The sequence below is a fragment of the Roseomonas genomospecies 6 genome (assembly GCF_008365375.1).
GTDB lineage: Bacteria > Pseudomonadota > Alphaproteobacteria > Azospirillales > Azospirillaceae > Azospirillum.
The window spans coordinates 18,278-41,541 of sequence record NZ_QOKW01000004.1 but is presented as its reverse complement, the minus strand read 5'-3'; the positions used below and the strand labels follow the sequence as shown (position 1 = coordinate 41,541).

General features: G+C 70.2%; 24 protein-coding genes. 10 read left to right on the top strand and 14 right to left on the bottom strand.

Annotated elements, in window-relative coordinates; translation table 11 throughout:
• Window positions 1-37: 37 nt before the first annotated feature.
• The 3 genes from DS843_RS06825 to DS843_RS06815 all read left to right on the top strand — a co-directional run bounded on the left by DS843_RS06825 (window position 38) and on the right by DS843_RS06815 (window position 2,311).
• Window positions 38-1,018 (top strand): S1C family serine protease, encoded by a 981-nt coding sequence (locus DS843_RS06825; protein WP_149468145.1) that lies wholly within the window; start codon window positions 38-40, stop codon window positions 1,016-1,018.
• Window positions 1,019-1,079: 61 nt separating this feature from the next.
• Complete coding sequence (locus DS843_RS06820; protein WP_149468144.1) at window positions 1,080-1,511, top strand: PaaI family thioesterase; 432 nt, start codon at window positions 1,080-1,082, stop codon at window positions 1,509-1,511.
• A gap of 29 nt (window positions 1,512-1,540) precedes the next feature.
• Window positions 1,541-2,311: an oxepin-CoA hydrolase, alternative type gene (locus DS843_RS06815; RefSeq protein WP_286191977.1), complete on the top strand. Its 771-nt coding sequence runs from the start codon at window positions 1,541-1,543 to the stop codon at window positions 2,309-2,311.
• A gap of 113 nt (window positions 2,312-2,424) precedes the next feature.
• On the opposite strand, the gene gndA is transcribed toward DS843_RS06815, so the two are convergent.
• Both gndA and gntR read right to left on the bottom strand, forming a co-directional pair.
• Window positions 2,425-3,843, bottom strand: coding sequence for an NADP-dependent phosphogluconate dehydrogenase (gene gndA / locus DS843_RS06810; protein WP_149468142.1), 1,419 nt, complete (start codon window positions 3,841-3,843; stop codon window positions 2,425-2,427).
• A 64-nt stretch (window positions 3,844-3,907) separates the two neighbouring features.
• Window positions 3,908-4,981 carry an HTH-type transcriptional regulator GntR gene (gntR, locus tag DS843_RS06805; protein ID WP_286191976.1) on the bottom strand — a complete coding sequence of 358 codons (1,074 nt, stop codon included), beginning with the start codon at window positions 4,979-4,981 and terminating at the stop codon, window positions 3,908-3,910.
• A gap of 116 nt (window positions 4,982-5,097) precedes the next feature.
• Here gntR and DS843_RS06800 point away from each other — a divergent pair, with 116 nt between their 5' ends.
• Together DS843_RS06800 and edd are read left to right on the top strand one after the other, a co-directional pair.
• The gene (locus DS843_RS06800; RefSeq protein WP_149468141.1) at window positions 5,098-5,649 is read left to right on the top strand and encodes a gluconokinase; all 552 of its coding nucleotides are present in this window, start codon (window positions 5,098-5,100) and stop codon (window positions 5,647-5,649) included.
• Between the two features lie 45 nt (window positions 5,650-5,694).
• Window positions 5,695-7,491: a phosphogluconate dehydratase gene (gene edd, locus DS843_RS06795; RefSeq protein ID WP_149468140.1), complete on the top strand. Its 1,797-nt coding sequence runs from the start codon at window positions 5,695-5,697 to the stop codon at window positions 7,489-7,491.
• A 152-nt stretch (window positions 7,492-7,643) separates the two neighbouring features.
• On the opposite strand, the gene DS843_RS06790 is transcribed toward edd, so the two are convergent.
• The 7 genes from DS843_RS06790 to DS843_RS06760 form a co-directional block, all read right to left on the bottom strand.
• Window positions 7,644-8,396, bottom strand: coding sequence for a 2-keto-4-pentenoate hydratase (locus DS843_RS06790; RefSeq protein ID WP_149468139.1), 753 nt, complete (start codon window positions 8,394-8,396; stop codon window positions 7,644-7,646).
• A gap of 21 nt (window positions 8,397-8,417) precedes the next feature.
• Window positions 8,418-9,470, bottom strand: coding sequence for a LacI family DNA-binding transcriptional regulator (locus DS843_RS06785; RefSeq protein WP_149468138.1), 1,053 nt, complete (start codon window positions 9,468-9,470; stop codon window positions 8,418-8,420).
• A gap of 35 nt (window positions 9,471-9,505) precedes the next feature.
• A complete protein-coding gene (locus DS843_RS06780) occupies window positions 9,506-10,444 on the bottom strand; it encodes a 2-hydroxyacid dehydrogenase (protein ID WP_149468371.1) in 939 nt (312 codons plus the stop codon).
• A 13-nt stretch (window positions 10,445-10,457) separates the two neighbouring features.
• On the bottom strand, window positions 10,458-11,246 hold the full coding sequence (locus DS843_RS06775) for an amino acid ABC transporter ATP-binding protein (RefSeq protein WP_286191975.1): 789 nt from the start codon (window positions 11,244-11,246) through the stop codon (window positions 10,458-10,460).
• Between the two features lie 230 nt (window positions 11,247-11,476).
• Complete coding sequence (locus tag DS843_RS06770) at window positions 11,477-12,277, bottom strand: transporter substrate-binding domain-containing protein (protein WP_149468137.1); 801 nt, start codon at window positions 12,275-12,277, stop codon at window positions 11,477-11,479.
• Between the two features lie 47 nt (window positions 12,278-12,324).
• Window positions 12,325-12,978: an amino acid ABC transporter permease gene (locus tag DS843_RS06765; protein WP_149468136.1), complete on the bottom strand. Its 654-nt coding sequence runs from the start codon at window positions 12,976-12,978 to the stop codon at window positions 12,325-12,327.
• Window positions 12,979-12,992: 14 nt separating this feature from the next.
• Entirely contained in the window at window positions 12,993-13,667 is a 675-nt protein-coding gene (locus DS843_RS06760; protein ID WP_149468135.1) for an amino acid ABC transporter permease, read from the bottom strand.
• A 395-nt stretch (window positions 13,668-14,062) separates the two neighbouring features.
• Here DS843_RS06760 and DS843_RS06755 point away from each other — a divergent pair, with 395 nt between their 5' ends.
• Window positions 14,063-15,325, top strand: a complete 1,263-nt coding sequence (locus tag DS843_RS06755) for a molybdopterin molybdotransferase MoeA (RefSeq protein ID WP_149468134.1) — start codon at window positions 14,063-14,065, stop codon at window positions 15,323-15,325.
• 56 nt (window positions 15,326-15,381) lie between these two features.
• Here DS843_RS06755 and DS843_RS06750 read toward each other — a convergent pair whose 3' ends face one another.
• From DS843_RS06750 to DS843_RS06740, 3 genes are read right to left on the bottom strand one after another with little or no spacing between them, the layout of a single operon-like run.
• Window positions 15,382-15,708 carry a DUF1244 domain-containing protein gene (locus DS843_RS06750; protein ID WP_149468133.1) on the bottom strand — a complete coding sequence of 109 codons (327 nt, stop codon included), beginning with the start codon at window positions 15,706-15,708 and terminating at the stop codon, window positions 15,382-15,384.
• A 15-nt stretch (window positions 15,709-15,723) separates the two neighbouring features.
• Window positions 15,724-16,962, bottom strand: a complete 1,239-nt coding sequence (locus tag DS843_RS06745) for a DUF2478 domain-containing protein (RefSeq protein ID WP_149468132.1) — start codon at window positions 16,960-16,962, stop codon at window positions 15,724-15,726.
• 50 nt (window positions 16,963-17,012) lie between these two features.
• Window positions 17,013-17,249, bottom strand: coding sequence for a sulfurtransferase TusA family protein (locus tag DS843_RS06740; protein WP_149468131.1), 237 nt, complete (start codon window positions 17,247-17,249; stop codon window positions 17,013-17,015).
• Window positions 17,250-17,437: 188 nt separating this feature from the next.
• Here DS843_RS06740 and DS843_RS06735 point away from each other — a divergent pair, with 188 nt between their 5' ends.
• Entirely contained in the window at window positions 17,438-18,490 is a 1,053-nt protein-coding gene (locus DS843_RS06735) for an SDR family oxidoreductase (RefSeq protein WP_149468130.1), read from the top strand.
• On the opposite strand, the gene DS843_RS06730 is transcribed toward DS843_RS06735, so the two are convergent.
• Both DS843_RS06730 and DS843_RS06720 read right to left on the bottom strand, forming a co-directional pair.
• Complete coding sequence (locus DS843_RS06730; RefSeq protein WP_149468129.1) at window positions 18,471-19,220, bottom strand: sulfite exporter TauE/SafE family protein; 750 nt, start codon at window positions 19,218-19,220, stop codon at window positions 18,471-18,473. The genes DS843_RS06735 and DS843_RS06730 overlap by 20 nt on opposite strands.
• 213 nt (window positions 19,221-19,433) lie before the next feature.
• Window positions 19,434-20,309: a hypothetical protein gene (locus tag DS843_RS06720; RefSeq protein ID WP_208852191.1), complete on the bottom strand. Its 876-nt coding sequence runs from the start codon at window positions 20,307-20,309 to the stop codon at window positions 19,434-19,436.
• A 122-nt stretch (window positions 20,310-20,431) separates the two neighbouring features.
• Between DS843_RS06720 and dcd the strand changes: the two genes are divergently transcribed.
• The 3 genes from dcd to DS843_RS06705 are packed head-to-tail and all read left to right on the top strand — an operon-like array spanning window position 20,432 to window position 23,262.
• The gene (gene dcd, locus DS843_RS06715) at window positions 20,432-21,016 is read left to right on the top strand and encodes a dCTP deaminase (protein ID WP_014197327.1); all 585 of its coding nucleotides are present in this window, start codon (window positions 20,432-20,434) and stop codon (window positions 21,014-21,016) included.
• Between the two features lie 27 nt (window positions 21,017-21,043).
• Window positions 21,044-22,564 carry a thymidylate synthase gene (locus DS843_RS06710; protein ID WP_149468127.1) on the top strand — a complete coding sequence of 507 codons (1,521 nt, stop codon included), beginning with the start codon at window positions 21,044-21,046 and terminating at the stop codon, window positions 22,562-22,564.
• On the top strand, window positions 22,561-23,262 hold the full coding sequence (locus DS843_RS06705) for an HAD family hydrolase (RefSeq protein WP_167525217.1): 702 nt from the start codon (window positions 22,561-22,563) through the stop codon (window positions 23,260-23,262). Before DS843_RS06710 ends, DS843_RS06705 begins: the two co-directional genes overlap by 4 nt.
• Window positions 23,263-23,264 lie beyond the last annotated feature (2 nt).

Genomic DNA, 23,264 nt, shown 5'->3' with positions numbered 1-23,264 from the left:
GAAGGGACCGCCCGTCCCCCGTGCAGAGGAGCCGCCGATGCCACCGTCCGAAGACTGGCGGATTCCGCCGCAATTCCAACCCGACCCGGATGATCTGGCTTATGACCTGGACCGCGCCTTGTCCGCCGTGGTGGGGCTTCGCGCCAGCGTCCCGGAGGACGCCTACACCGCCGGCGTGCTGGGGACGGAGCGGGCCGGGCAGGGCGCCGTCATCCGCGGGGACGGGCTGGTCCTGACCATCGGCTATCTGATCGCGGAGGCCGAGGAGGTCTGGCTGACCACCAACGACGGGCGGGCGGTGCAGGCCCATGTGGTGGCCTACGATCACACCAGCGGATTCGGGCTGGTCCAGGCGCTGTCGCCGCTGGGCGTGCCGGCGCTGATGCTCGGTTCCTCCCGCCATGTGCAGTTGGGCGATCCCGTGGTGGTGGCCGGGGCCGGCGGGCGCGAACGGTCTCTGACCGCGCGGGTGGTCGCCCGGCAGGAGTTCGCCGGCTACTGGGAATACATGATCGACGACGCGCTGTTCACCCTGCCGGCGCATCCGAACTGGGGCGGCACGGCGATTCTGGGCGCGGGGGGCGAGTTGCTGGGGATCGGCTCGCTCCAGCTCCAGTACCGGGCGCCGGAGGAGCGCGTGCTGCCGCTGAACATGAACGTTCCCATCGACCTGCTGAAGCCGATCCTGGACGACCTGATGACCCGTGGGCGGGTCAGCGGCCCGCCGCGGCCCTGGCTCGGCCTCTATGCCACGCAGGACGAGCGGGAGCGGGTGGTGCTGGTCGGACTGGCCGGGGACGGGCCGGCGCAACGGGCGGAACTGCGGGCCGGCGACGTGGTGCGCGCCGTGGCCGGGCAGCCGGTGGGCTCGCTGGCCGACTTCTACCGTGCGCTGTGGAGCCTCGGCCCGGCGGGGGTGGACGTGCCCCTCACCATGGAGCGGGAGGGCGACGTGTTCGACATGCGTGTCGGCTCCAGCGACCGCGAGCGCTTTTTGAAGGCGGCGCGGCGGCACTGACCCGCGATTTTGTGCGAGACTGGCGCTCTTGAACCAAGAAGAAGGGTTGGAGAGCGCGTTCATGGACGATCTTATGAAGGGCGAGCCGGCTTCCGGCTTCCAGAACCTGCTTGGCTACGCGCCGGTGCGGTGGGAGGAAGGAACGGCGGAGGTCGAGTTGACCATCGGCCCGCAGCACCGCAACCGAAGCGGCGTTCTGCACGGCGGTGCGCTGATGACCCTGCTGGACACCGCCATGGGATTGGCGGCGACCCATTGCACGGTGCCCGGCCATTCCCGGCGGGTGGTCACGCTGTCGCTGACCTCCAGCTTCCTGGGCGCGGTGGCGGAAGGAGCGGTGGTGGCGCGCGGCACGCTGCTGGGTGGCGGGCGCAAGATCGTCGGTTGCCGGGGCGAGGTGCGGCGCAAGGAGGACGGAGCACTGCTGGCGTCCGCCGAAGGAATGTTCAAATATCTCGCCGGAAGTGAAAATCCGGAGGGAACACCCCGATGACCAACGACACGAACGATAAGAAGACTGGCTTGGATATCGCGCGAGACGGCCGTGTGCTGCGCCTGACCATCAACGACCCGGCCACCCGCAACTCCATCGGCCCGGCGCTGATGGAGGCGGCGCGCGCCGCCTTCGACGCGGCGGCGGAGGACGCGGGCGTCGGGGCCGTGGTGCTGACCGGCGCCGAGGGCGCTTTCTGCTCCGGCGGGAACCTGAAATGGCTGAAGGAGGCCCGCAACGGCGACCGCGAGGGCGTGCGGGCGGGGGTGGAGAGCTTCCACGCCATGATCCGCAGCCTGCGCGCCTGCCCGAAGCCGGTGATCGCCGCGGTGGAAGGCCCAGCGGGCGGAGCGGGCTTCCCGCTGGCGCTGGCCTGCGACCTGATCGTCGCGGCGGAGGACGCGGTTTTCACGCTGGCCTACATCAAGGTCGCGCTGACGTCGGACGGCGGCGGCACGGCGTCGCTGGCCCGCGCGCTTCCGCCGCAGCTCGCCGCGGAGATATTGTTCGAGGGCGGGCGGATCGGGGCGCCGCGTCTGGCGCAGCTCGGCATGGTCAATCGCGTGACCGCCCCCGGGGGCGCGCTGGCCGAGGCGACCGCCTGGGCCGAGCGGCTGGCCGACGGTCCGACCGCCGCGCTGGGCCGTGCGAAGGGTCTGCTGGAGGCGGCCTATGGCGGGCTGTCGGCGCAGCTCGACCGGGAGCGCGACGCCTTCGTGGAGTCGCTGTTCCACGACGAGGCCGGGGAGGGCGTGACGGCCTTCTTCGAGAAGCGGGCGCCGGTGTTTCCGAAGGGGTGAATGGTCGCGCCGGGCCCCCTCCCTAACCCTCCCCCACCTTCGGCGAGGGAGGGGACTTTAGCCCTCCCCCGCGAAGTGGGGGAGGGTCGGGGAGGGGGCCCAGTATGACGAGCTTAGGCCCCCTTCCACTCCGTATGCACCATGCCCGGACGGTCCGTGCGCTCATACCCATGGGCGCCGAAGTAATCGCGCTGGGCCTGGATCATGTTCGCCCACAGCCGCCCGCTGCGGTAGCCGTCCCAGTAGGACAGGGCCGAGGCCATGGCCGGAACCGGCACCGCGGCCAGCGTGGCGGCGGCCACCACGCGGCGGAAGCCGGCGTCGCCGCGGGTCATCAGGGCGGCGATGTCGGGGTCCAGCATCAGGTTCGGCAGTTCCGGCGCGCGGTTCAGCGCGGTCAGGATGCGGTCCAGCAGGCGGGCGCGGATGATGCAGCCGCCGCGCCAGATGCGCGCCACCGCAGCCAGATCGACTTCCCAGCCGAACTGCCGGCTGCCCGCCGCGATCACCGCGAAGCCCTGCGCATAGACCGCGATCCGCCCGCTGAGCAGGGCGTCGCCCACCGACGCGACCAGATCCTCCGTCGCCGGGGCGTGGGGAATGGCCAGCGCCTCCGCGGCGCGCACACGCTCCTCCTTCAGGGCGGAGAGGCAGCGGGCGTGCACGGCCTCCGCGATGGTCGGGGCGGGCATGCCCAGTTCCAGCGCGGTGGTGGCCGCCCAGTGGCCGGTGCCCTTCTGGCCGGCGGCGTCGCGGATCACCTCCAAAATCGGGGCGCCGGTCTCGCCGTCCCTGGTGCGCAGGATGTCGGTGGTGATCTCCATCAGGTAGGAGGCCAGCTCCCCGCCGTTCCACTCCGCGAAGATTTCCCCCAGCCGCTCGTAGGAGCAGCCGCCGATCTCGCGCAGAAGATGATACGCCTCGGCGATCAGCTGCATGTCGGCGTATTCGATGCCGTTGTGGATCATCTTCACGAAATGACCCGCCCCCTCCGGCCCGACGCGGGCGAAGCAGGACTCCCCGTCCGGCGCGCGGGCGGCGATGGCGGCCAGAAGCGGCGCGACGGGAGCCAGCGCCTCCGCGTCGCCGCCGGCCATCAGGGCCGGGCCGCGGCGTGCCCCTTCCTCGCCACCCGACACGCCCAGCCCGACGAAGCGCACGCCCGCCGCGGCGGCGAGCGCGGCACGGCGGTTGGTGTCGCGGAAATGGGAATTGCCGCCGTCGATCAGAACGTCGCCCGGCGACAGGCGGGGCAGAAGGGCCGCCGTCAGATCGTCCACCGGAGGGCCGGCGGGCACCATCATCAGGATCACCCGCGGCGCCTTCAGCGCGCCCAGCAGGTCTTCCAACGACGCGCAGGGGATGGCGCCCGCGACCTGGGCGGCGAAGGCGGCGCGGCGCGCCTCGTCCAGGTCGTAGCCCGCCACCACGGCCCCGTGGTCGGCCAGATTGGCGGCGAGGTTGCGCCCCATCACGCCCAGGCCGAGGACCGCGATGTTGGCTCCGGTCCCGGTCGAGTTGCCCTGCACCATTACGACGAACTCCCGTACTTTCTTTTCGATGACGCCCCGCGGCGCGGAGGTCTGTTGCGGTTTCTCAAGTGGTCTCGCGGATCATCAGGCGAAAGCCCAGATCCACGCGGCGCGGATTTTCCCGGCCCGGTCCCCGGTCCTCCATGCCCGCGATCAGCAGGCGGGCGGCCTCCACGCCGATGGCGCGGCGGGGGGTGGCGACGGTGGTCAGCGGCGGGAGGGTCCAGGCCGACCCGGCCAGATCGTTGAATCCGGCGACGGCCAGCCGGTCCGGCACCGGGATGCCCAGCCGCGCGCATTGGAACAGGGCGCCCTGCGCCAGATCGTCGTTGCACAGGAACAGCGCGTCGGTGTCCGGATGCGCGGCCAGCGCGCGCTCCAGCAATTCGGCACCCAGCGCGACGGAGGTGGCGTCCGGAACCATCAGCTCCAGAGCCGGGTCGTGCCGCCCGGCGTCGCGCAACGCCTGCCGCCAGCCGTCGCAGCGCTGGCGCGTGCGCGGGTCGAGCTGCCCGGCGATCAGCCCGATGCGCCGCCGCCCCCGCTCCGCCAGATGCGCGCCGATGGCGTAGCCGGCGTCGAACTGGGAGAAGCCGACCGCCTGCACGCCGCAACCGCCGTCCTGGCCTTCCGCGGCCAAATCCCCCTCCACGGACAAGTCCATGGTGTGGACGACCGGCACGGTCAGGCCGCGCAGCAGGTCCCAGGTGCCCGGCGTGTGGTCCAGCCCGGTCAGGATCACCCCGTCCGGATCGTGGGAAAGCTGCATGCGCAGCACGCGCTCCTCCTCCTCCGGGCCATAGCCGGTGAGGCCGATCATCGGCTGGTAGCCTTGCGGGCTCAGCGTCTCCTGCACGCCGGCCAGCAGGTCGATGAAGACGGCGTTGGTCAGCGATGGGATCAGCACCGCCACCGTCATGGTACGCGCCGAGGCCAGGGCCGACGCCACGCGGCTGGGTACGAAGCCAAGGCGGCGGCTGGCCTCCTCGACGCGGGCGCGCACCTCCGCGCTGACCGAATCGGGCCGGCGCAGGGCGCGGGACACGGTCATGGCGCTGACCCCGGCGGCGGCGGCCACATCGGCCATGGTCGCGCGTCCGCTGCGCGAGGATCGGGGTTTGCGGGTGGTGGCGGTCATGGGCTCCTGAACTCCGTGCGCCATTATCCCGCGCCGGAACGGGCTTTACAAGCTTCGTCTGTTAGCGGTAACATATGCCTATCTCCCCGCTCATTTCGTTTCGAGGACCGACCGGCATGAACGCTCTTCCGTCTCCAGATGTTACCGCTAACACCACCGGTCCGGTGGACGCCGTCTTGGTGATGGGCGTGGCGGGCTGCGGCAAGACCTCGGTGGGGGAGGAGTTGGCCCGGCGGCTTGGCTGGCAGTTCCTGGAGGGTGACGCCTTCCACCCGCCGGAGAACATCGCGAAGATGTCCGCCGGCATCCCGCTCGAAGACTCGGACCGCTGGGGCTGGCTGGACACCATCGCCGCCCACATCGCGCTGGCGCGGGAGGCGAGGGCGCCGGTCGTCGTGTCCTGCTCCGCGTTGAAGCGCCGCTACCGCGAGCGGCTGGGCGCCGGGGGGACGCGCGTCCTGTTCGTCCATCTGCACGGCAGCCGGGAGACGATCCACGCCCGGATGGCTCTGCGCACCGGTCATTTCATGCCGGCCAACCTGCTCGACAGCCAGTTCGCGGCGCTGGAACCGCTGGAGTCCGGGGAGTTGGGCATCGTCTGCGACATCGACGCCACCCCGGCGGAGATCGCCGCCCGCGTCGCCGCCCTGGTCGCCCCCGCCGCCTGACTTCTTTATGCCCGGCCATACTCCCATTTCGGCAAGGACCGCGCCATGAGCCTCCACCCCGTCCTCGACGCCGTCACCCGCCGCATCCGGGAGCGCAGCGCCACCTCCCGCGCCGCCTATCTGGAGCGGTTGCGGGCCGCCGCCGCTCAAGGGCCGCGGCGCCTGTCGCTGGGCTGCGCCAACCGGGCGCACGGCTTCGCCGGCTGCACCGCCGCGGAGGACAAGGCGGCGCTGCGCGGCGGCGCCACGCCGGCCATCGGCATCGTCACCTCCTACAACGACATGCTGTCCGCCCATCAGCCCTACGGCGCCTACCCGGAGCGCCTCAAGGCGGCGGTGCGCGCGGCGGGGGGCGTGGCCCAGGTGGCGGGCGGCGTTCCGGCCATGTGCGACGGCATCACCCAGGGTGAGCCGGGCATGGAGCTGTCGCTCTTCTCCCGCGAGGTGATCGCCATGGGGACGGCGGTGGCGCTGTCGCACGGCACCTTCGACGGGGTGCTGTGCCTGGGCGTCTGCGACAAGATCGTTCCGGGGCTGCTGATCGGCGCCTTGTCCTTCGGCCATCAGCCGACCGTCTTCGTGCCCGCCGGGCCGATGCCCTCCGGCCTGCCCAACAAGGAGAAGGGGCGAATCCGCCAGCTTCACGCGGAAGGCAAGCTCGACAAGCACGCGCTTCTGGAGGCGGAGGCCGCGTCCTACCATTCGCCGGGCACCTGCACCTTCTACGGAACCGCCAATTCGAACCAGATGCTGGTGGAGATGATGGGGCTGCACCTGCCGGGGGCGAGCTTCGCCAACCCCGGCACGCCGCTGCGCGACGCGCTGACCGACGCGGCGGCGCGGCGGGTGGTGGGCCTTCGCACGCCCATCGGGGAGATCGTGGACGAGCGCGCCGTCGTCAACGCGGTGGTCGGGCTTCTCGCCACGGGCGGCTCCACCAACCACACGCTGCATCTGCCGGCCATCGCGGCGGCGGCGGGGATCGCCCTGACCTGGGAGGATTTCGCCGATCTGTCGGCGGTGGTGCCGCTGCTCGCCCGCGTCTACCCGAACGGCAGCGCCGACGTGAACCAGTTCGAGGCGGCGGGCGGCATGGCCTTCCTGATAGGAGAGCTGGCCGACGCCGGGCTCCTGCATGCCGACGCCGCCACCGTGTGGGAGGGGGAGGGCATCGGCGCCTACCGCCGTCCGCTGCGTCTGGAGGGTGGTGGACTGGTCCGCGGCGCGCCGGTCCGCGAGAGCGCCGACCCGGCGGTGCTGGCTCCCGTCTCGGCGCCCATGGCGGCGGAGGGCGGGCTGCGCGTGCTGACCGGGCCGCTGGGGCGCGCCGTGGTGAAGGTCTCCGCCGTGAAGCCGGATCACCGCGTGATCGAGGCGCCGGCCCGCGTCTTCACCGATCAGGAGTCGGTGCAGGCGGCGTTCCGCCGGGGCGAGCTGCACCGCGACGTGATCGTGGTGGTCCGCTTCCAGGGGCCTAAGGCCAACGGCATGCCGGAACTCCACAAGCTGACGCCGCCGCTGGGGGTGCTTCAGGATCTGGGATACCGGGTCGCCCTGGTGACGGATGGGCGGATGTCGGGGGCGTCGGGCAAGGTGCCGGCGGCGATCCACGTCACGCCGGAAGCCGCCGCGGGCGGGCCGCTGGGGCGCGTCCGGGATGGCGACGTGCTGCGGCTGGACACGGAGCGCGGGGTGCTGGAAGTGCTGGACGCCCCGGATTGGGAGTCGCGTGTCTCGGCGGAGGCGCCCGTGGATGCGGGTGCCGGCTGCGGGCGGGAGCTGTTCGGGGTGTTCCGCCGGGCGGTCGGCAGCGCGGAGGCGGGGGCGTCGGTGTTCGGGTGAGAAACCATTCCTTCTCCCCTCCGGGGAGAGGGTCAGGATGAGGGGGCGGCCGTAGGCCGACAACTTTGACTCATTGCAGAGCTTGGACGCCCTGCGGGCGCCCCCTCACCCTAAACCCTCTCCCCAGGGGCAGGGGGGCGAGGGGAGTCCGATCACCCCACCGTCAGCTCATACGTCCCCATCGTCCCGTAGACGGCGACCGACGTGCTGCCCGCCGGGACCATGACGGTGCCGATGTGGGAACCCGTGGTCACCACGTCGCCGGCCTTCAGGCCGCCCAGGCTGACCGCGCCGCTGTTCGCCATCCACACCAGAAGCCGGACCGGCTCGCCCGCGGAATTGCCGGCGACGGTCTCGATCTTCTGTTCGCCGTCCACGACCAGGGTCACGCGCTCCTTCAGCGGTTCCAGCGAGCGCCAATCGGCGATGGCCGGGCCGACGACCAGGGCGCCGTGGTTGAACTGGTCGGCCATGTGGCTGAACCAGTCCTGCGAGCCGAAACCGGCGAAGCGCGTGTCCACGATCTCGAAGGCGGGGTGGACGGACTCCACGGCGTCGAGCACCTCCTCCCGCGTGTAGGGTTCGGCGCGGGGCGGCAGGTCCTTGGCGAATCTGTAGGCGATCTCCGCCTCCATGCCGATGACCTGGAACATCGCGGCGGGAAGCGCCGTGGTGTCGAAGAACAGCGTGTCGGCGTGGATGGGGGCGCGGAACGGCTCCGACTCCGGGGTGCGGGCGCCGACCTTCCAGGCGACGACCGGGCCGAGGCGGCGGGCCACCTCGTCCTGGATGGCGTAGGCCTCGGCCTCGCTGGTGGGGCGGCTGGGCAGGGCGGACAGCCAGTTGCGGCTTTCGCGCGCCTGGAGCAGAGCGTCGACGGAATCGCCGAATACGGAATCGTTCATCGGGATCGGGCCTTCTTCGGGTTATTGGTGCCTGGCGGGCGAAGATCTCATGGCGCCGCAGGATTCACGGATGACCAGCCGGGCGGGCAGGATCACGCGCTCCGGCGCGCCCTGCGGATCGGCGATGCGGCGCAGCAGCAGGCGGGCGGCCTCCTGCCCGATCTGGCGGGCGGAGGTGGCGACGGTGGTCAGGGCCGGACGGCTCATCGCCGCTTCGGTCACGTCGTCGAAGCCGGTCACGGCGATGTCCCGCCCGGCCTTCAGGCCACGCGCCTCCAGCCCCAGCATCGCGCCGAACGCGACCATGTCGTTGTAACAAAGCATCGCGGTCGGCGGGTCGGGCAGGTCCAGCAGCGGCCCCACCGCGTCCAGCCCGGCGCGGCGGGTGACGGGACAGCGGACGATCAGGTCGGGTGACAGGCCGTGCCGCCGCATGGCGGTGCCGAAGCCGGCGCGGCGCCCCGTGGCGGCGGAGTGGGACAGGTTGCCGCCGACGAAGGCGATGCGGCGGTGGCCGAGGCGGATCAGATGCTCGGTCACCATCTCCATGCCGAACTCGTAATCCACCCCGGCATAGTCGCCGTCCCGCGCGGAGACGAAGCGCAGCGCCTGCACGCAGGGAAGCTGCCACCGGCGCAGCCGTTCCAGCAGGTCGGGGGGCGTGCCGGCGGTGGGGCAGACGATCACCCCGTCCACATTGTGCTCCCGCATGCGCTGGAGGAAGCGGTCCTGCCGTTCGGGCGACTCCGCGGTGTTGGCGAGGAAGGCGACCACCCCCTCCTCGCCCAGCACGTCGTCCACCCCGGCGGTCAGCTCGCCGTAGAAGGAGTTGCTGATCTCGCAGACCAGCAGGCCGACCGTGTCGGTGCGGGTGGCGCGCAGGGTCGCCGCGCCTCGGTTGTAGACATAGCCGAGCGCCTCGATGGCGGCCTGCACGCGCTCCCGCGTCTCGGTGGCGACCAGCGGACTGCCGCGCAGGACGAGCGAAACGGTGGACCGCGACACGCCCGCGTGGTTCGCGACCTCCGTCAGGGTGATTCGGGCCGGGCCGCCGCGCTCGTCGAGAATGGTCATGGGGGCTTTCGCGTGGGTGGTGACTCCGCGGTCTTCTACACCACCGCGGTCGGCAAGGGTTGCCCCGCGAAGAAGGCGGACAGATTCGCCAGGACCAGATCGCCCATGGCCTTGCGCGTCTCCACCGTGGCGCTCGCCTGATGCGGCTGGAGGACGACGCTGTCCAGGCCGAACAGGGCCTCGGGCGCGTGCGGTTCGTTGGCGAAGACGTCCAGCGCGGCCCCGCCCAGCCGCCCGTCGGCCAGGGCGGCGACCAGTTCCGGCTCGTCCACCACGGCGCCGCGGGCGACGTTGACCAGCAGCCCGTCCGGACCCAGCGCCTCGATCACCGCGCGGTTGACCATGTTGCGGGCGTCCGCCCCGGCGGAGGCGGCGACGATCAGGATATCGCTCTCCCGCGCCAGATCGACCGGAGACGCGACGAAGCGGTAGGGCACGTCGCCGCGCGGCTTGCGGTTGGTGTAGGCGATGTCCATGCCGAACCCGGCGGCGCGCTGGGCGATGGCCTGCCCGATGCGGCCCAGACCCAGGATGCCCAGCCGCTTGCCGGTCACCTTGCGGGCCAGCGGCAGGCTGCCGCCCGGCCAGCGCCCGGCGCGCACGAAGCGGTCGCCGACCATCATCCGGCGCGACCCGGCGATCATCAGCCCGATGGCGAGATCGGCCACGTCGTCGGTCAGCACGTCGGGTGTGTTGGTGACGCGCACGCCGCGGCTTGCCGCGTGCTTCAGGTCCACCGCGTCGGTGCCGACCCCGTTGATCGCGACGATCCCCAGGTTGGGACAGGCATCCATGACCGCGTTGCCGACGCCCGTGCCGCCGCCGGTGACGACGGCGCGGACGCGCGGCCCCACCTCCGCCACCAGCCGGTCGCGGTCGGGCGCGGCGGCGAGGCGGTGGACGGTGTAACCCGCGTCCAGCGCCGCCTCGATGTACGGCATCATGGGTTCGACGAGGAGGATCTCCGGCTTCATCGACATGCTGTCCTTAATGCGAGAGAATTTGGCCGAGGAAATTGCGGGTCCGCTCGGACTTGGGATTGGTGAAGAACTCGGCGGGGGTGGCCTGCTCGACGATCTCGCCGCGGTCCATGAAGATCACGCGGTCGGCGACCGACTTGGCGAAGCCCATCTCGTGGGTCACGCAGAGCATGGTCATGCCGTCCTCGGCGAGGCCGATCATGGTGTCCAGCACCTCCTTGACCATCTCGGGGTCCAGCGCGGAGGTCGGCTCGTCGAACAGCATCACCTTCGGGTTCATGCACAGCGAACGGGCGATGGCGACGCGCTGCTGCTGGCCGCCGGACAACTGACCGGGATACTTGTCCGCCTGCTCCGGGATGCGCACGCGCTCCAGATACTTCGTGGCGATGGCCCGCGCCTCGTCCTTGGAGGTGCCGCGCACCTTCATGGGGGCCAGCATGCAGTTCTGAAGCACGGTCAGGTGCGGGAACAGGTTGAACTGCTGGAAGACCATCCCGACCTCGCGCCGCACCTGATCCAGGTGGCGGTGGTGGGAATCGAGGGTGATCCCGTTGACGGTGATCGTGCCCTTCTGGTGCTTCTCAAGCTGGTTGATGCAGCGGATCAGCGTGGATTTGCCGGAGCCGGAGGGGCCGCAGATGACGATGCGTTCCCCCTTGCGGACCTCCAGCTCGATGTCCTTCAGCACGTGGAAGCTGTCGTACCATTTCTGGACGCCTTCCATGCGGATGACGACCTCGCCGCTGACGGGCCGCGGCATGGGGGCGTCCGTGGATTCGTAAGCCAGCGCCATGGGGGAAACTCCTGCTGATTTGGCCCTCTCCCGCCTCTCGCGCCCGCTATGCGGGCGCTGACGGCGTCAGGCGGCTATAGCCGCTGAGAGCCCCGGGAGAGGGAAGGGACCCACGCGGAGCGTGGGAAGGGTGAGGGTGCCGCCGAGAATGGTGCGCTGATCCTCGCCGGTACCCTCACCCGCCCGCTTCGCGGGCACCCTCTCCCGGGGCGGGAGAGGGGATTGAGCGATTACGACTTGGTCAGCGGGGGCAGGTCGGTGCCCAGCCACTTCTTGTGGACCTCGTTCAGCTCGCCATTCGCCTTCGCGGTCTCGATGAACTCGTTGACCCACTTCAGCAGGGCGTCCTGGCCCTTGCGCATGGCGATGCCCTGGACCTGACGGTTCAGGACGAACTTCATCTCGTAGTTCGCCTGCGGCGCCAGCTTCTTGATCTCCTTGGTGACCACGTTGCTGAGGCCCAGCGCGTCGACCTGACCGGACAGCATGGCCTGCACGGCGCTGGCGTCGTCGTCGAAGCGCATGATGCGCGCGTCCTTCGGGGCGACGGCGGTCAGGGCGTTGTCCTGGGTGCTGGCGCGGGCGACGCCGACGCGCTTGCCGGACAGCTCCGCCGCGTCCTTGATCTTGGTGTCGGCGGGGGCGACCAGACCGATCTCGATGGCGGCGTAGGGCTCGGAGAACTGCACCTGCTCGGCGCGGGCCGGGGTGATGCCCAGCGAGGCGACCAGCAGGTCCACCTTGTTGGTCAGCAGATAGGGGATGCGGTTCGGGCCGGTGACCGGAACGATCTCCACCGGGACGCCCATGTGCTTGCCCAGCAGCTTGGCGACGTCGGCGTCGTAGCCGTCGGGCTTGCCGTCGACGGTGGTGATGCCGAAGGGCGGGAAGTCCACCAGCATGCCGATGGTCAGCTTGCCCTTCGACTTGATCTCGTCGACGGTCTGGGCGGCGGCGGGAACGGCCAGGGCGACGGCAGCGGCCATCATGGCGCCGGCGACGGCGAGGCGGCGGGTGATCGACAGGCTCATTGGGGGTTTCCTCACGGTTCTTATGAAGACGAAGGTCAGTTTTGGGCTTAGCGGGTGGCGACGGCGTAGCGCCGCTCCAGCCGGGCGCTGAGAAGCGACAGCGGCCAGCACATGGCGAAGTAGAGCGCTGCCACGATCCCGAACACCAGGAAGGGCTGGAAGGTGGCGTTGTTGACGATCTGCCCGGCGCGGGTCAGTTCGGTGAAGCCGATGATGGCGGCCAGCGACGTGCTCTTGATGAGCTGCACGAGGAAACCGACGGTCGGCGGCACCGCGACCTTCACCGCCTGCGGCAGGATCACGTAGCGCATCAGCCCCGGGTAGCGCAGGCCGAGCGCGGAGGCCGCCTCCCACTGGCCGCGCGGCACCGACTGGATGCAGCCGCGCCAGATTTCGCCCAGGAAGGCGCTGGCGTTCAGCGTCAGGCCCAGCGCCGCGGCGGCCCAGGGGTTCAGGTCGAAGCCCAGCACCGTGGCGCCGAAGAAGACCAGGAACAACTGCATCAGCAGCGGCGTGCCCTGGAAAAGCTGGATGTAGCCGGTGGCGGCCAGCCGCACCGCCTTGATCTCCGAGGTGCGGGCCAGCGCGATGAACAGGCCGACCGTCGCTCCGCCGACGAAGGCGATGGCCGACAGCGCCAGCGTCCATTGCACGGCGCTGAGGAGGAACAGGAACTCGTTGTAACTGAAGGCGCGGATCATGGCTCGGCCCTCCCTCAGCGCCGGTCGGTGTCGTAGGCGAAGGCCAGCTTGTAGATGCCGGCGAACAGAGCGGAGAACATCATCGCCAGCGCCAGATAGATGCCGGTCACCACGATGTAGATCTCGAAGCTGCGGAAGGTCTGCGACTGGATGTTGTTGGCCACCGAGGTCAGCTCGTCCGCCGAGATCGCCGACACCACGCTGGAGCTGAGCATCAGCAAGATGAACTGGCTGGTCAGCGCCGGGTAGACGGTGCGCAGCGCCGGCTTGATGACGACGTAGCGGAAGACCTGCAACGGCTTCAGCCCCAGCGCCAGCCCGGCTTCGATCTGGCCTTTTTGGATCGATTCGATGCCGGCGCGGATGATCTCCGTCGCGTAGGCCCCGACATTGACGACCATGGCGATCAGCGCCGCGAGGTCCGGCGACAGGCGGATGCCCATGGTCGGCAGCCCGAAGAAGATCAGGAAGATCTGCACCAGGAAGGGCGTGTTGCGCACCACCTCGATGTAGGCGTTGATGATCCAGCGGATCGGCTTCGGCCCGGACGTCTTGCCGAGCGCGCAGAGAATCGCGACGATCAGGCCGAGAATCATGGCGCCGATCGACAATTGCACGGTCAGCCACGCGCCCTGGAGCAGATAGTCCCAGGACCCGATGACGGCGTTGAAGTCGAACGTGTAGTTCACGGGCTTTTCCCTCCGCAGCCAAGCCGGGGCGCAGCCGGATCAGGGGCCGCGCTCTGCCGGTGGACGGTCCCTGTGCGGGATTCTCGTTGTCGGCCTCTCGTCGTCCGGCGGCCTGCGGCAACGCCCTCGGCGCCGAACGTGACGGTGAGCCTATTTGGATCGATCCAAATGCGCAAGGCCGAAAACGCAGCGCTGCGAGAAATAATTCGTATAGCCCATAGTTAAGAGACGGGCGGGGCCGGAGGGCGACCCGTCGGGATGGTGGGTTCCCGAACGGGCGCTTGCGCCGGGCCGCGTCTTGACGATGATCAAGGTGCGCACCGCCCGTGCTCCGGACTATGCGGCGCGATATGGCACGCCGAGGGCGGACGCCTGCAAGGGAGAAGGAACTTCGCATGGACTGCTTCGCCGGCCCCGCCCCCACTGCCCCCCTTCCGCTGGACGAGGCGCTGGCCCGCGTGCAGCGAACCTACGGTGCGGTGACGGAGCCGGAAGAGGTGCCGCTGCGCGCCGCTCTGGGACGCATCCTGGCGGAACCGGTGACCGCGACGGTGAACGTCCCACCGGTGGCGGTCTCGGCGATGGACGGCTGGGGCTTCCGTATGGCGGGGAACGATCCGGCGGGCGACCATCTGCGGCTGAGCGTGGTCGGCCGCGTGCCGGCCGGCACCGTCTTCCCCGGAACGGTCGGGCCGGGCGAGGCGGTGCGCATCTTCACCGGCGCGCCGATTCCGGTGGGGGTGGACACCGTCGCCATGCAGGAGGATTGCCGGGCCGAGGACGGGTCCAAGGGAGGAACGGTGCTGGTGCCCGCGACCCTGGAGCGCGGCGCCAACATCCGCGACGCGGGTGAGGACATGACGGCGGGGTCCGTGGTTCTCACCCCCGGCCTGCGGCTGCGCGCCCAGGAGATCGGGCTGGCCGCCGCGGTGGGCCGGTCCAGCCTGTCGGTGCGCAAGCGGCTGCGCGTCGTCCTGTTCTCCACCGGCGACGAGCTGCGCGAGCCGGGGACGGACAAGCCGGACGGCACCATCTACGACGCCAACCGCTACACGCTGGCCGCCCAGCTCGACGCGCTGGGGGCGGAGGTGCGCGACCTGGGCATCCTGCCGGACAAGCCGGACGTCACCCGCGCCGCGCTGGCCGACGCCGCCGCGACCGCCGATCTGGTCGTCACCTCCGGCGGCGCCTCGGTGGGGGAGGAGGACCATGTGAAGGCGGTGGTCGGCGAGCTTGGGTCCGTCGATCTGTGGAAGCTGGCGTTGAAGCCGGGCAAGCCGCTGGCGCTCGGGCGCATCGGGACGACGCCGTTCCTCGGCCTGCCGGGCAACCCGGTGTCGGCCATGGTGACCTTCATGCTGGTGGGCCGCCCGCTGGTGCTTCGCCTGTCGGGGGCGGAGAGCGCGCCGACCCCGCGCTGCCTCGTCGTCGCCGGGTTCGAGTTCCGGAAGAAGCCGGGACGGCGCGAATTCCTGCGCGCCCGTCTGGCGACCGGACCCGACGGCCGTCCGGTCGCCCACAAGTTCCCCAGCGACAGCTCCGGCGTGCTGACCTCCATGGTCGAGGCGGACGGGCTGGTCGACATGCCCGCGGACGCCACGACGATCCGCGAAGGGGACATGGTGGAATTCCTGCCCTTCACCGGCCTGTTCGCCTGAACGCCAGGGCGTCCTGAGATACCCTCTCCCGGGGCGGGAGAGGGGATTCCGACCCGTTACTTCTTCGGCATGTGGCCGCTGATTTCGGCGTGCAGGGGCTTGGTGTCCTCGAACTTCTGCTGCTGTTCGGGGGTGGCCTCCTTCTGGTGCTTCGCCTTCCACTCCGAATAGGGCATGCCGTAGACGGCGATGCGGGCCTCCTCGTCGGTCAGCGGCACGCCGCGCTCCTTGGCGGCGGCGGCGTACCATTTGGACAGGCAGTTGCGGCAGAAGCCGGCCAGATTCATCAGGTCGATGTTCTGCACGTCGGTGCGCTTCTGAAGATGCGCGACCAGCCCGCGGAAGGCGGCGGCTTCCAGCTCTGTGCGGGTCTTCTCGTCCATTCCAATCCCTCTCCTTCAGTTTTGTTCGTTGTGCAGCGTGACGAAGCGGCCATGGCGGTGGAAGCTCCGGGAGGAGCCGCCGGCCAGGATCGCCTGGGCCAGAGCGTCACGGTCCTCCACCACGAAGCCGGCCAGCGCGGCGATGCCGTAGCGGAACAGCCGCGGGGTCAGGGGCGTGCCGGGACCGACCAGGGCGACGCGCACCCCCTGCGCCGCCGACAGCAGGCGGGGCAGGGTGCGGTTGGTCAGGGTGGAGGAGGTGATGGCGGCGCCCTCCGCGCCCGGCAGCAACCACTCCCCGGCGGCTTCCGGATATTCGCCGCCGCTGGGGTTCATTTCGACCACATGGGCGTTGGGCAGGCGCCGGGCAATCTGCGGGAAGGCGCCGAAGACCACCACGCGCCCCTCCATCCCGGCGAACAGGTCCAGACCGTTGGCCGCCGACCCGGTCAGGCCCGGGCGGTTGTAGTGGGCGTTCAGGGCGGCCATGCCGACCGTGGCCTCCTGCGCGTCCCAGGACCGGGCGGCCTGCGCGGCCAGTTCGGCGAGGCCCATCCCGGCCCAGCGCGCCGGATCGGGCGGCGGCGCCGACTGCGGGCGGGCGGCGAGGCCGATGCCGGGACCTCCGGCGCCCTCCGTCTCCACCATGATCCATTTGGCACCGATGGTGACGGCGCGGACCGGCGCGTCCTCAACCCCGTGCAGCAGGTCGTCGTAGAGCCGGTGCGCCCCCCACCAGCGCCACAGCGCCTCCTCGTCCGGAGAGATCAGGGAGGTGAAGCCGCCGGTGAAGGCCTGCCATTCGTTGAGGAAGCGGCTGCCGACGCTGGTCAGCACCGGAATCCCCTCGGCGATGCCGGCCAGAAGCTCGTCCGCCAGCCCTTCGCCGTGCGCCTCCAGCCCCGCGAACTTGTTGACGACCAGCAGGTCGGCGCGCTCCGCGATGGCGCGGCGCAGAGCCTGGCTGGCCTCCGCCACCCCCTGGGGATCGACGCGGCAGGATTGCGATTGGCGGCCCAGATGCTGGGAGATGTCGTAGGCCTTGCCGGTGGCGACGTCCACCAGTTCCATGACTTCGGCGCAGTCGCCGGGCGCGCCGGTGTTGCGCTGGACCACGCCGCCGACGCGGAAGCCGCGCCGTTGCAGCTCCGTCACGAAACGGTCGAGCATCGCGTCCACGGCGGCGGAGCCGGGGCCATGGACCACCGCGCCGGGGCGCAGCGGAGGCGGAACCGCGGGGCGCAGGATCGGCATGGGGGCGGGCTCCTTCAGGAATGGGAGATGAAGGTCGGGCGGCGGGGCGGTCAGGCGGCGGAGCTGCCGCGGCGGATGTGGTACACGAACACCTCCCCGCGCGTCTCGTGCGCCAGCAGCACGTTGTCGGTCGTGTTGCAGAAATGCTTGAAATCGATGACCGACGCCGGGTCGGTGGCGTAGACGATCACCTCCTCCCCCTCGGCCATCTTGTCCAGCAGGGCGCGCGTCCGCAGGATGGGCAGCGGGCAATGCAGCCCCTTCACGTCGAGTTCCTTGGCCGCCACGGACTAAACCTCTTCTTCTGCATCGTCACCGGACGCCGCGACTGTAGCGGGTTCGCGCCTCCGCCTCCACCGTTCCGGATGGCTGGGCGTTCCGGATGGCTGGCCGTTCCGGAGGGCCGGGGCACCTTTGCCGGGCTGGGATGTTAGCCAGGAAACGGACTCGAACAAACGATGCGGGAGCAACGCTTATGGCCGGTCGGCATTTCGACAAGGTGGTGGTCATCACCGGGGCGTCCAGCGGGATCGGCCGGGCGACCGCCCTGGAATTCGCGCGCCACGGGGCCGCGGTGGTCCTGGCGGCCCGGCGCCACGCCGCCCTGCACGAGGTCGCGGAGGACTGCGTGGAGGCCGGCGGGCGGGCGATGGTGGTCCCCACCGACGTGCGCGACCAGGATCAGATGAACCGGCTGGCCGAACGCGCCATCGAGGTGTTCGGCGGAATCGACGTCTGGGTGAACAACGCGGGCGTGATCGCCTTCGGGGCTTTCGAGGAGACTCCGCAGGACGTGTTCGAGGAGGTGATGCGCACCAACTTCTTCGGCACCGCCAACGGCTGCCGCGCCGTGCTTCCCCATTTCCTGGAGCGGGGGGAGGGCACGGTCATCAACGTCGCTTCGCTGGCCTCCATCGTCGGGCAGCGCTACGCCGCCGCCTACGCCGCCAGCAAGTTCGCGGTGCGCGGCTTCTCCGAAACCCTGCGGCAGGAGCTGGTGGAGGACCCCGGCATCCAGGTCTGCACCGTCCTGCCCGGCCCCATCGACACGCCGCTGTGGCAGCACGGCGCGAACTACACGGGCCGCGCCGTCAAGGCGATGACTCCGCTGCGTCCGCCGGAGGAGGTGGCCGAGGCCATCCTGCGGCTCGCCGAGAATCCCCGGCCCGAGCTGTTCGTCGGCGCCGCGGGACGCTCCGCCGCCCTGCCGCATGCGGTGGCCCCCGGCCTCGCGGACCGCATGCTGGCCCACCGCATGGACCGGGACATGTTCGACAACCGCCCGGCCCGCGACACCTCCGGCGCCGTCCTGGAGGCCATGCCGGACTATCGGGAGGCCAGCGGCGGCTGGATGGAGCGCGCCGCCTCCCGCTCCCCACAAGGCCGGACGGGGGAGCGGCGGGCCTTCTGCTGGACCAACCTCGCCCTGTTCCTTCTGCCCATCGGCCTGATGAGCCGTCTTCCCGCCCATGTGTGGGAGCGGCGGGCGTGGCAGGGGGCGCCGGGGGTCAGGCGGTCAGCATCTTGATGCCGGACAAAGCGAGGATCGCGGAGAGCAGATAGCGCAGCGCCGCGGTCGGCAGGTGGCGGCTGCCCAGCCAGGCCCCGACCGCTCCGCCGGCCCCGGCGGCGGCCAGCCACCAGGGCAGGGCCGGCGGCAGGACCGCGGCGGTGGTCCAGGTCCCGGCCAGTGCCGCCGCCGAATTCAGCAGGTTGTAGGCGGCGGAGACGGCGGCGGCGCGGCGGGTCTCGACCCACCCCATGAGCAGGATCAGCGGGGCCAGGAAGATTCCGCCGCCCGTGCCGGTCATCCCGGACAGGAAGCCGACCGCGGCCCCGGCGGCGAGCGCCGGAAGGAAAGGGGGGCGGGCCGGGACCGTCCGCTCGGGGACTCCTCGCGCCGCCCAGGTGGAGCGCGCCAGCTCCAGCGACGCCAGGAGGAGGATGGCCCCGACCAGCGGGTAATAGAGATGGGGCGGCAGGTGCATCGTGCCGCCCAAGAACGAAAAGGGCATTCCCAGGACGCCGAACGGGTAGAAGACCTTCCAGTCGAACAGCCCCGCGCGCGCGAAGCGGGCGGTGCCGATGCCGGCGACCAGGAGGTTGAGGGCGAGCGCCGTCGGCTTCATCGTCGCCGGGTCCAGCCCGACGATGCCCATGACGGCGAGATAGCCCGAAGCGCCCGCCTGCCCGACCGCCGCGTACAGCGTGGCGACGGTCAGGATCAGGACCGTCAGGCCGACCGTCTCGTTGAACACCGGCACCTTCCCCCAAAGCCTCGCGGGCAGTTTCCGACAGGGAGTGAGCCCTCGCACCGGGCCCCTCCCTAACCCTCCCCCACCTTCGGCGAGGGAGGGAACTCCGCTGCGCGCCCTTCAATCCCCTCCCCCGCGAAGTGGGGGAGGGTCAGGGTGGGGGCCCAAAGCGACCACCCACCAAGAAGGCTCCCCACCCGTCGCGGAATAGGGCCGTTACTCCCCGTCCCCAAGGATCACCGTGTCCAAATAATCGGCGAGCAGGCGCCTGTCCGCCAGCCCCAGCAGCACCTTCGACGACACGTTGCCGTTGTCGGTCGCCAAGCCGGGAACGGAGGCGTGCCGGGCCAGAAATCCTTCCAGGGCGGCGTTCCAGGCCGGGTCGGCGTTGCGGCAGAAGATCTTGGAGAGCGAGAAGTGCGGCACCTTGCGGAAGGGGCCGGCGAGTCGCTTCCCCTGAAACATCGCCGGGGGGTTCCCGAAGGCGCGGTACCGGGCTTCGAGCGCCTTGCGGAAGCTCTGGAACGTCGTTCCGCCGCTTTCCATGCCGATGGTGACGACCGGGACGCCCAGCAGGGCCACCGAGTCGGCGATCAGCCGCGCGTTCTCCTCCTGGTCGCGCCGGATGGCGTCGCCAACTCCGGCCCCGCCGCGCATCGCCTCCGTCAAGCCCACCGTGCGCGGCGTGTGGAAGGAGCTTTTGTTCAGCACCATCACCTTGTTGCGGAAGGACTGCGGGCCGAAAACCCCATCGAAGAAGCTGTGCGCCATGGCGCCGGCGCGTCCCTTGACGCACAGATACACGGAATGCTCGAACTCCCGGCGCCCCGGGTTGTCGCCGACCAGGATCAGTTCCGGCAACGGCCCGTCGGCGGCGGCGTAGGCGGTGAGGTCGTTGTTCTCGACGAACAGCGGCGATTCCGTCTCCCGCAGGCGGCGGACCCGTTCCCCATGCTCGGCCACGCGGGTCCGGAACAGGGTTTCCGCATCGGGCCGGTTGCCAATGGCCGGGACATCGCCCAGGATGACCGACAGGCGCCGTGTTTCGAAGACATCGTCCACCAGCGCGGAATCGTTCGACGAACCTGCCATTCCCATCCCCTTCTGCAAAGCCGGCGACATCTAATGGACTGGCGTTCGCGTTGTCGAGTATAGAGGGCGCATACGTGACCGGAACCGCAGGGCTTGCGGCTCCGCCAGGAGGCTCGGAAGGAATGAAGCTGTCAGACGTCGATATTCGCCGCTACCTGGCCGAAGGACGCATCGAGATCGACCCGCTGCCGGCGGAGAGCCAGATCGGCGCCATGTCGGTCGATCTCCAACTCGGCAACGCCTTCCAGGTCTTCCCGCCGGGGAAGGCGGCCTTCGTCGACCTCGCCCCTCCCGAGGGCCATCCCAGCCAGGTTCCCGACAAGCTGATGGACCGGGTGGAGGTTCCCGTGGGGGAGCCGTTCTTCCTGCATCCGGGCGAGCTGGTGCTGGGCATCACGGTTCAGCGCATCGGCCTGCCGAACGACATCGCGGGCCGGCTGGACGGGCGCAGCAGCCTCGCGCGCCTGGGCCTGATGGTGCACGCGACCGCGCACACCATCGACCCCGGCTGGAACGGCCGCATCACGTTGGAATTCTTCAATTGCGGACGGCTGCCGCTGGCGCTGCGCCCGGGCATGCGGATCTGCGCCCTCAGCTTCGAGACGCTGATGTCGCCGACCTCCAAGCCCTACGCCGCGCGCCCCGACGCCAAGTACCGCGACCAGCTCGACCCGCTCCCGAGCCGGATCAATCTCGAGCAGCCCTGACAAGGGACGAGGATAAGGGAAGAGGCTATGCCCCTCGCCTTCGAGGCGCTTTATTTTCCGGAGCGGTTGAAGATCGTCAATCCGCTCGGCGATGTCGGGATTGCCACGCTGTGGACGCCCACCGACACGGCCATGGATTTCCTGCGCCGACTCGGGGTCGATCTGGAGCCGGAGTCGTCCCGCGTGGCGGTCGTGGCGAATCTGTACGGCGACGGCCTGCCGCAGATGATCCGCAATCTGCTGTGGAATCCGCAGATCCGGCACCTGCTGGTCTTCGGCCAGGACATGAGCGGTTCGGCGGCGGAGATCGAAAGCCTGCTGACCAAGGGAGTCGAGCCGGCGGAGCGGATGGGGCAGCAGCGCTATCGCATCGTCGGCACCGAACGCTACCTCGACACGCAATTCGACCCCGCCCTGCTGGCCGGCCAGTGCAGCGTCGCCCGCTTCGGCAAGCCGTCGCTGGCCGAGACCAAGGATGGCATCACCGCCTTCTTCACGGGCCTGCCGCCGGTGCAGCCGCCGCTGCGCGACCGCGTCGAGGCGCCGCTGCCCAGCTTCAAGCCGAATTACTTCCCGTCCGAGCCGCGCGCCCATGTGGTGGTCCGCCGCGGGCCGCTCGACGCCTGGGAGGAAATCGTCTTCCGCATCATGCGGTTCGGCATCCCCAGCGTCGCGTCGGGCACGAAGAAGCGGCTGGAGTTGCAGAACCTCAAGGTCGTGGTGACCGATCCGGTTCCCGACGCCGACGGGCATCTGCGCCCCTACGGCTTCTCGCTGGCGGAGTTCGCCGCCTATCAGCAGAACCTGCTGAACGGGGAGTTGCCGGAAACGCTGGCCTACAGCTACGGCAACCGGCTGCGCGGCTATTGGCGGGATGGGGCCGGCGGCATCATCGACACGCTGACGGTCGCGGCGGAAAAGCTGCGCGCCGACCCGACCAGCCGGGGAGCCTACATCACGCTGTGGGACCCGTCCTTCGACATGGTCGCGCCGGAAGCCCAGAGCACGCCCTGCCTGGTCACCCTGTTCTTCCGCGTCTTCCAGGACCGGCTTACCCTGTCCGCCACCTTCCGCGCCCACAACACCATGAGCGCGTGGCTGAAGAACCTCTACGGCCTGATGGCGGTCCAGCGGCTGGTGGCGGAGCTCGCGGGGAACATTTCCCTGGGCGCCATCACCGTGATCAGCCATTCGATCTCGATCGATCCCGGCTCGACCGAGCGGTTCGATCTGGCGCAGCAGATCAAGGACGCCAAGAAGGACGACCTCGAACTGGACCGCGCCAGCGGCAAGCGCGAGTTGCGCGAGGACCCCAACGGCTACTTCACCTTCACCATCGACGACGAGACTGCGGAGATCGTGGCCGACCTTAAATCGGGCGGGGAAACCCTGGCCCGCTACCGCGGACGGACGGCGCAGGACATCGAGAGCCAGATCGCGCGCGACTGCGCGATTTCGGAACTCTCGCACGCCCTCTATGTCGGTCGCCAACTCGCGATCCACGAGGCGCTCCTGAAGGCCAAGACAAAGGCGGGCTCCGCATCGTGACGGCCCCAGTGACCTTCTTCGACATCGGCGCCAGCCTCATCGAAGGCCCGCCGAAAGCCCCCGCGCGGTTCATCGCCGCCGCCCTGGGTCTCGACGAGGCCCAGCGCAAGCGGCTCGACCGGTGTCTGCTCACCACGGTGATCGAAACCCCGGCGGATCTCGCCGCCATCCTGGTCAGCGACTATCAGGCCGGACGCTCCGAGGCGGAGAAGGCGGCGGCGGACGTCTGGGACACCCAGGTGACCGGGCCTTCGGTGATCGAGGGTGCCGCCGCGCTGCTGTCCTCGCTCAGCGGGAGCGGGCGGCGCTACGGATTCGTCTCCAACATCTGGCACCCGTACGCCGAAAGCTTCAGGCGCCTGTTCGGGCCCCTCGCCGCCAGCGACCTTACCGTGATGTCTTACCGTGTGGGCGTTGCCAAGCCGGATCTGGCGATCTACCGGCACGCTCTGGCCGCCGCCGGCTGTCCGCCGGAAGCCTGCACGATGATCGGCGATTCCTACGACAACGACATCGGCCCGGCGCTCGCGCTCGGCATGCGGACGGTGTGGCTGATGCATCGGCCCGACAAGGAACGGGCGTATCTGCAAGGCGTCGAGCGCGGGGAACTGCCCCGCCCGGACCTGATCGTGCCCTCCATCGCCGCGTTGTCCGTGGACGACGTGGCTGCCCCTTCTGCCTCTCTGCCCATACGGTGACC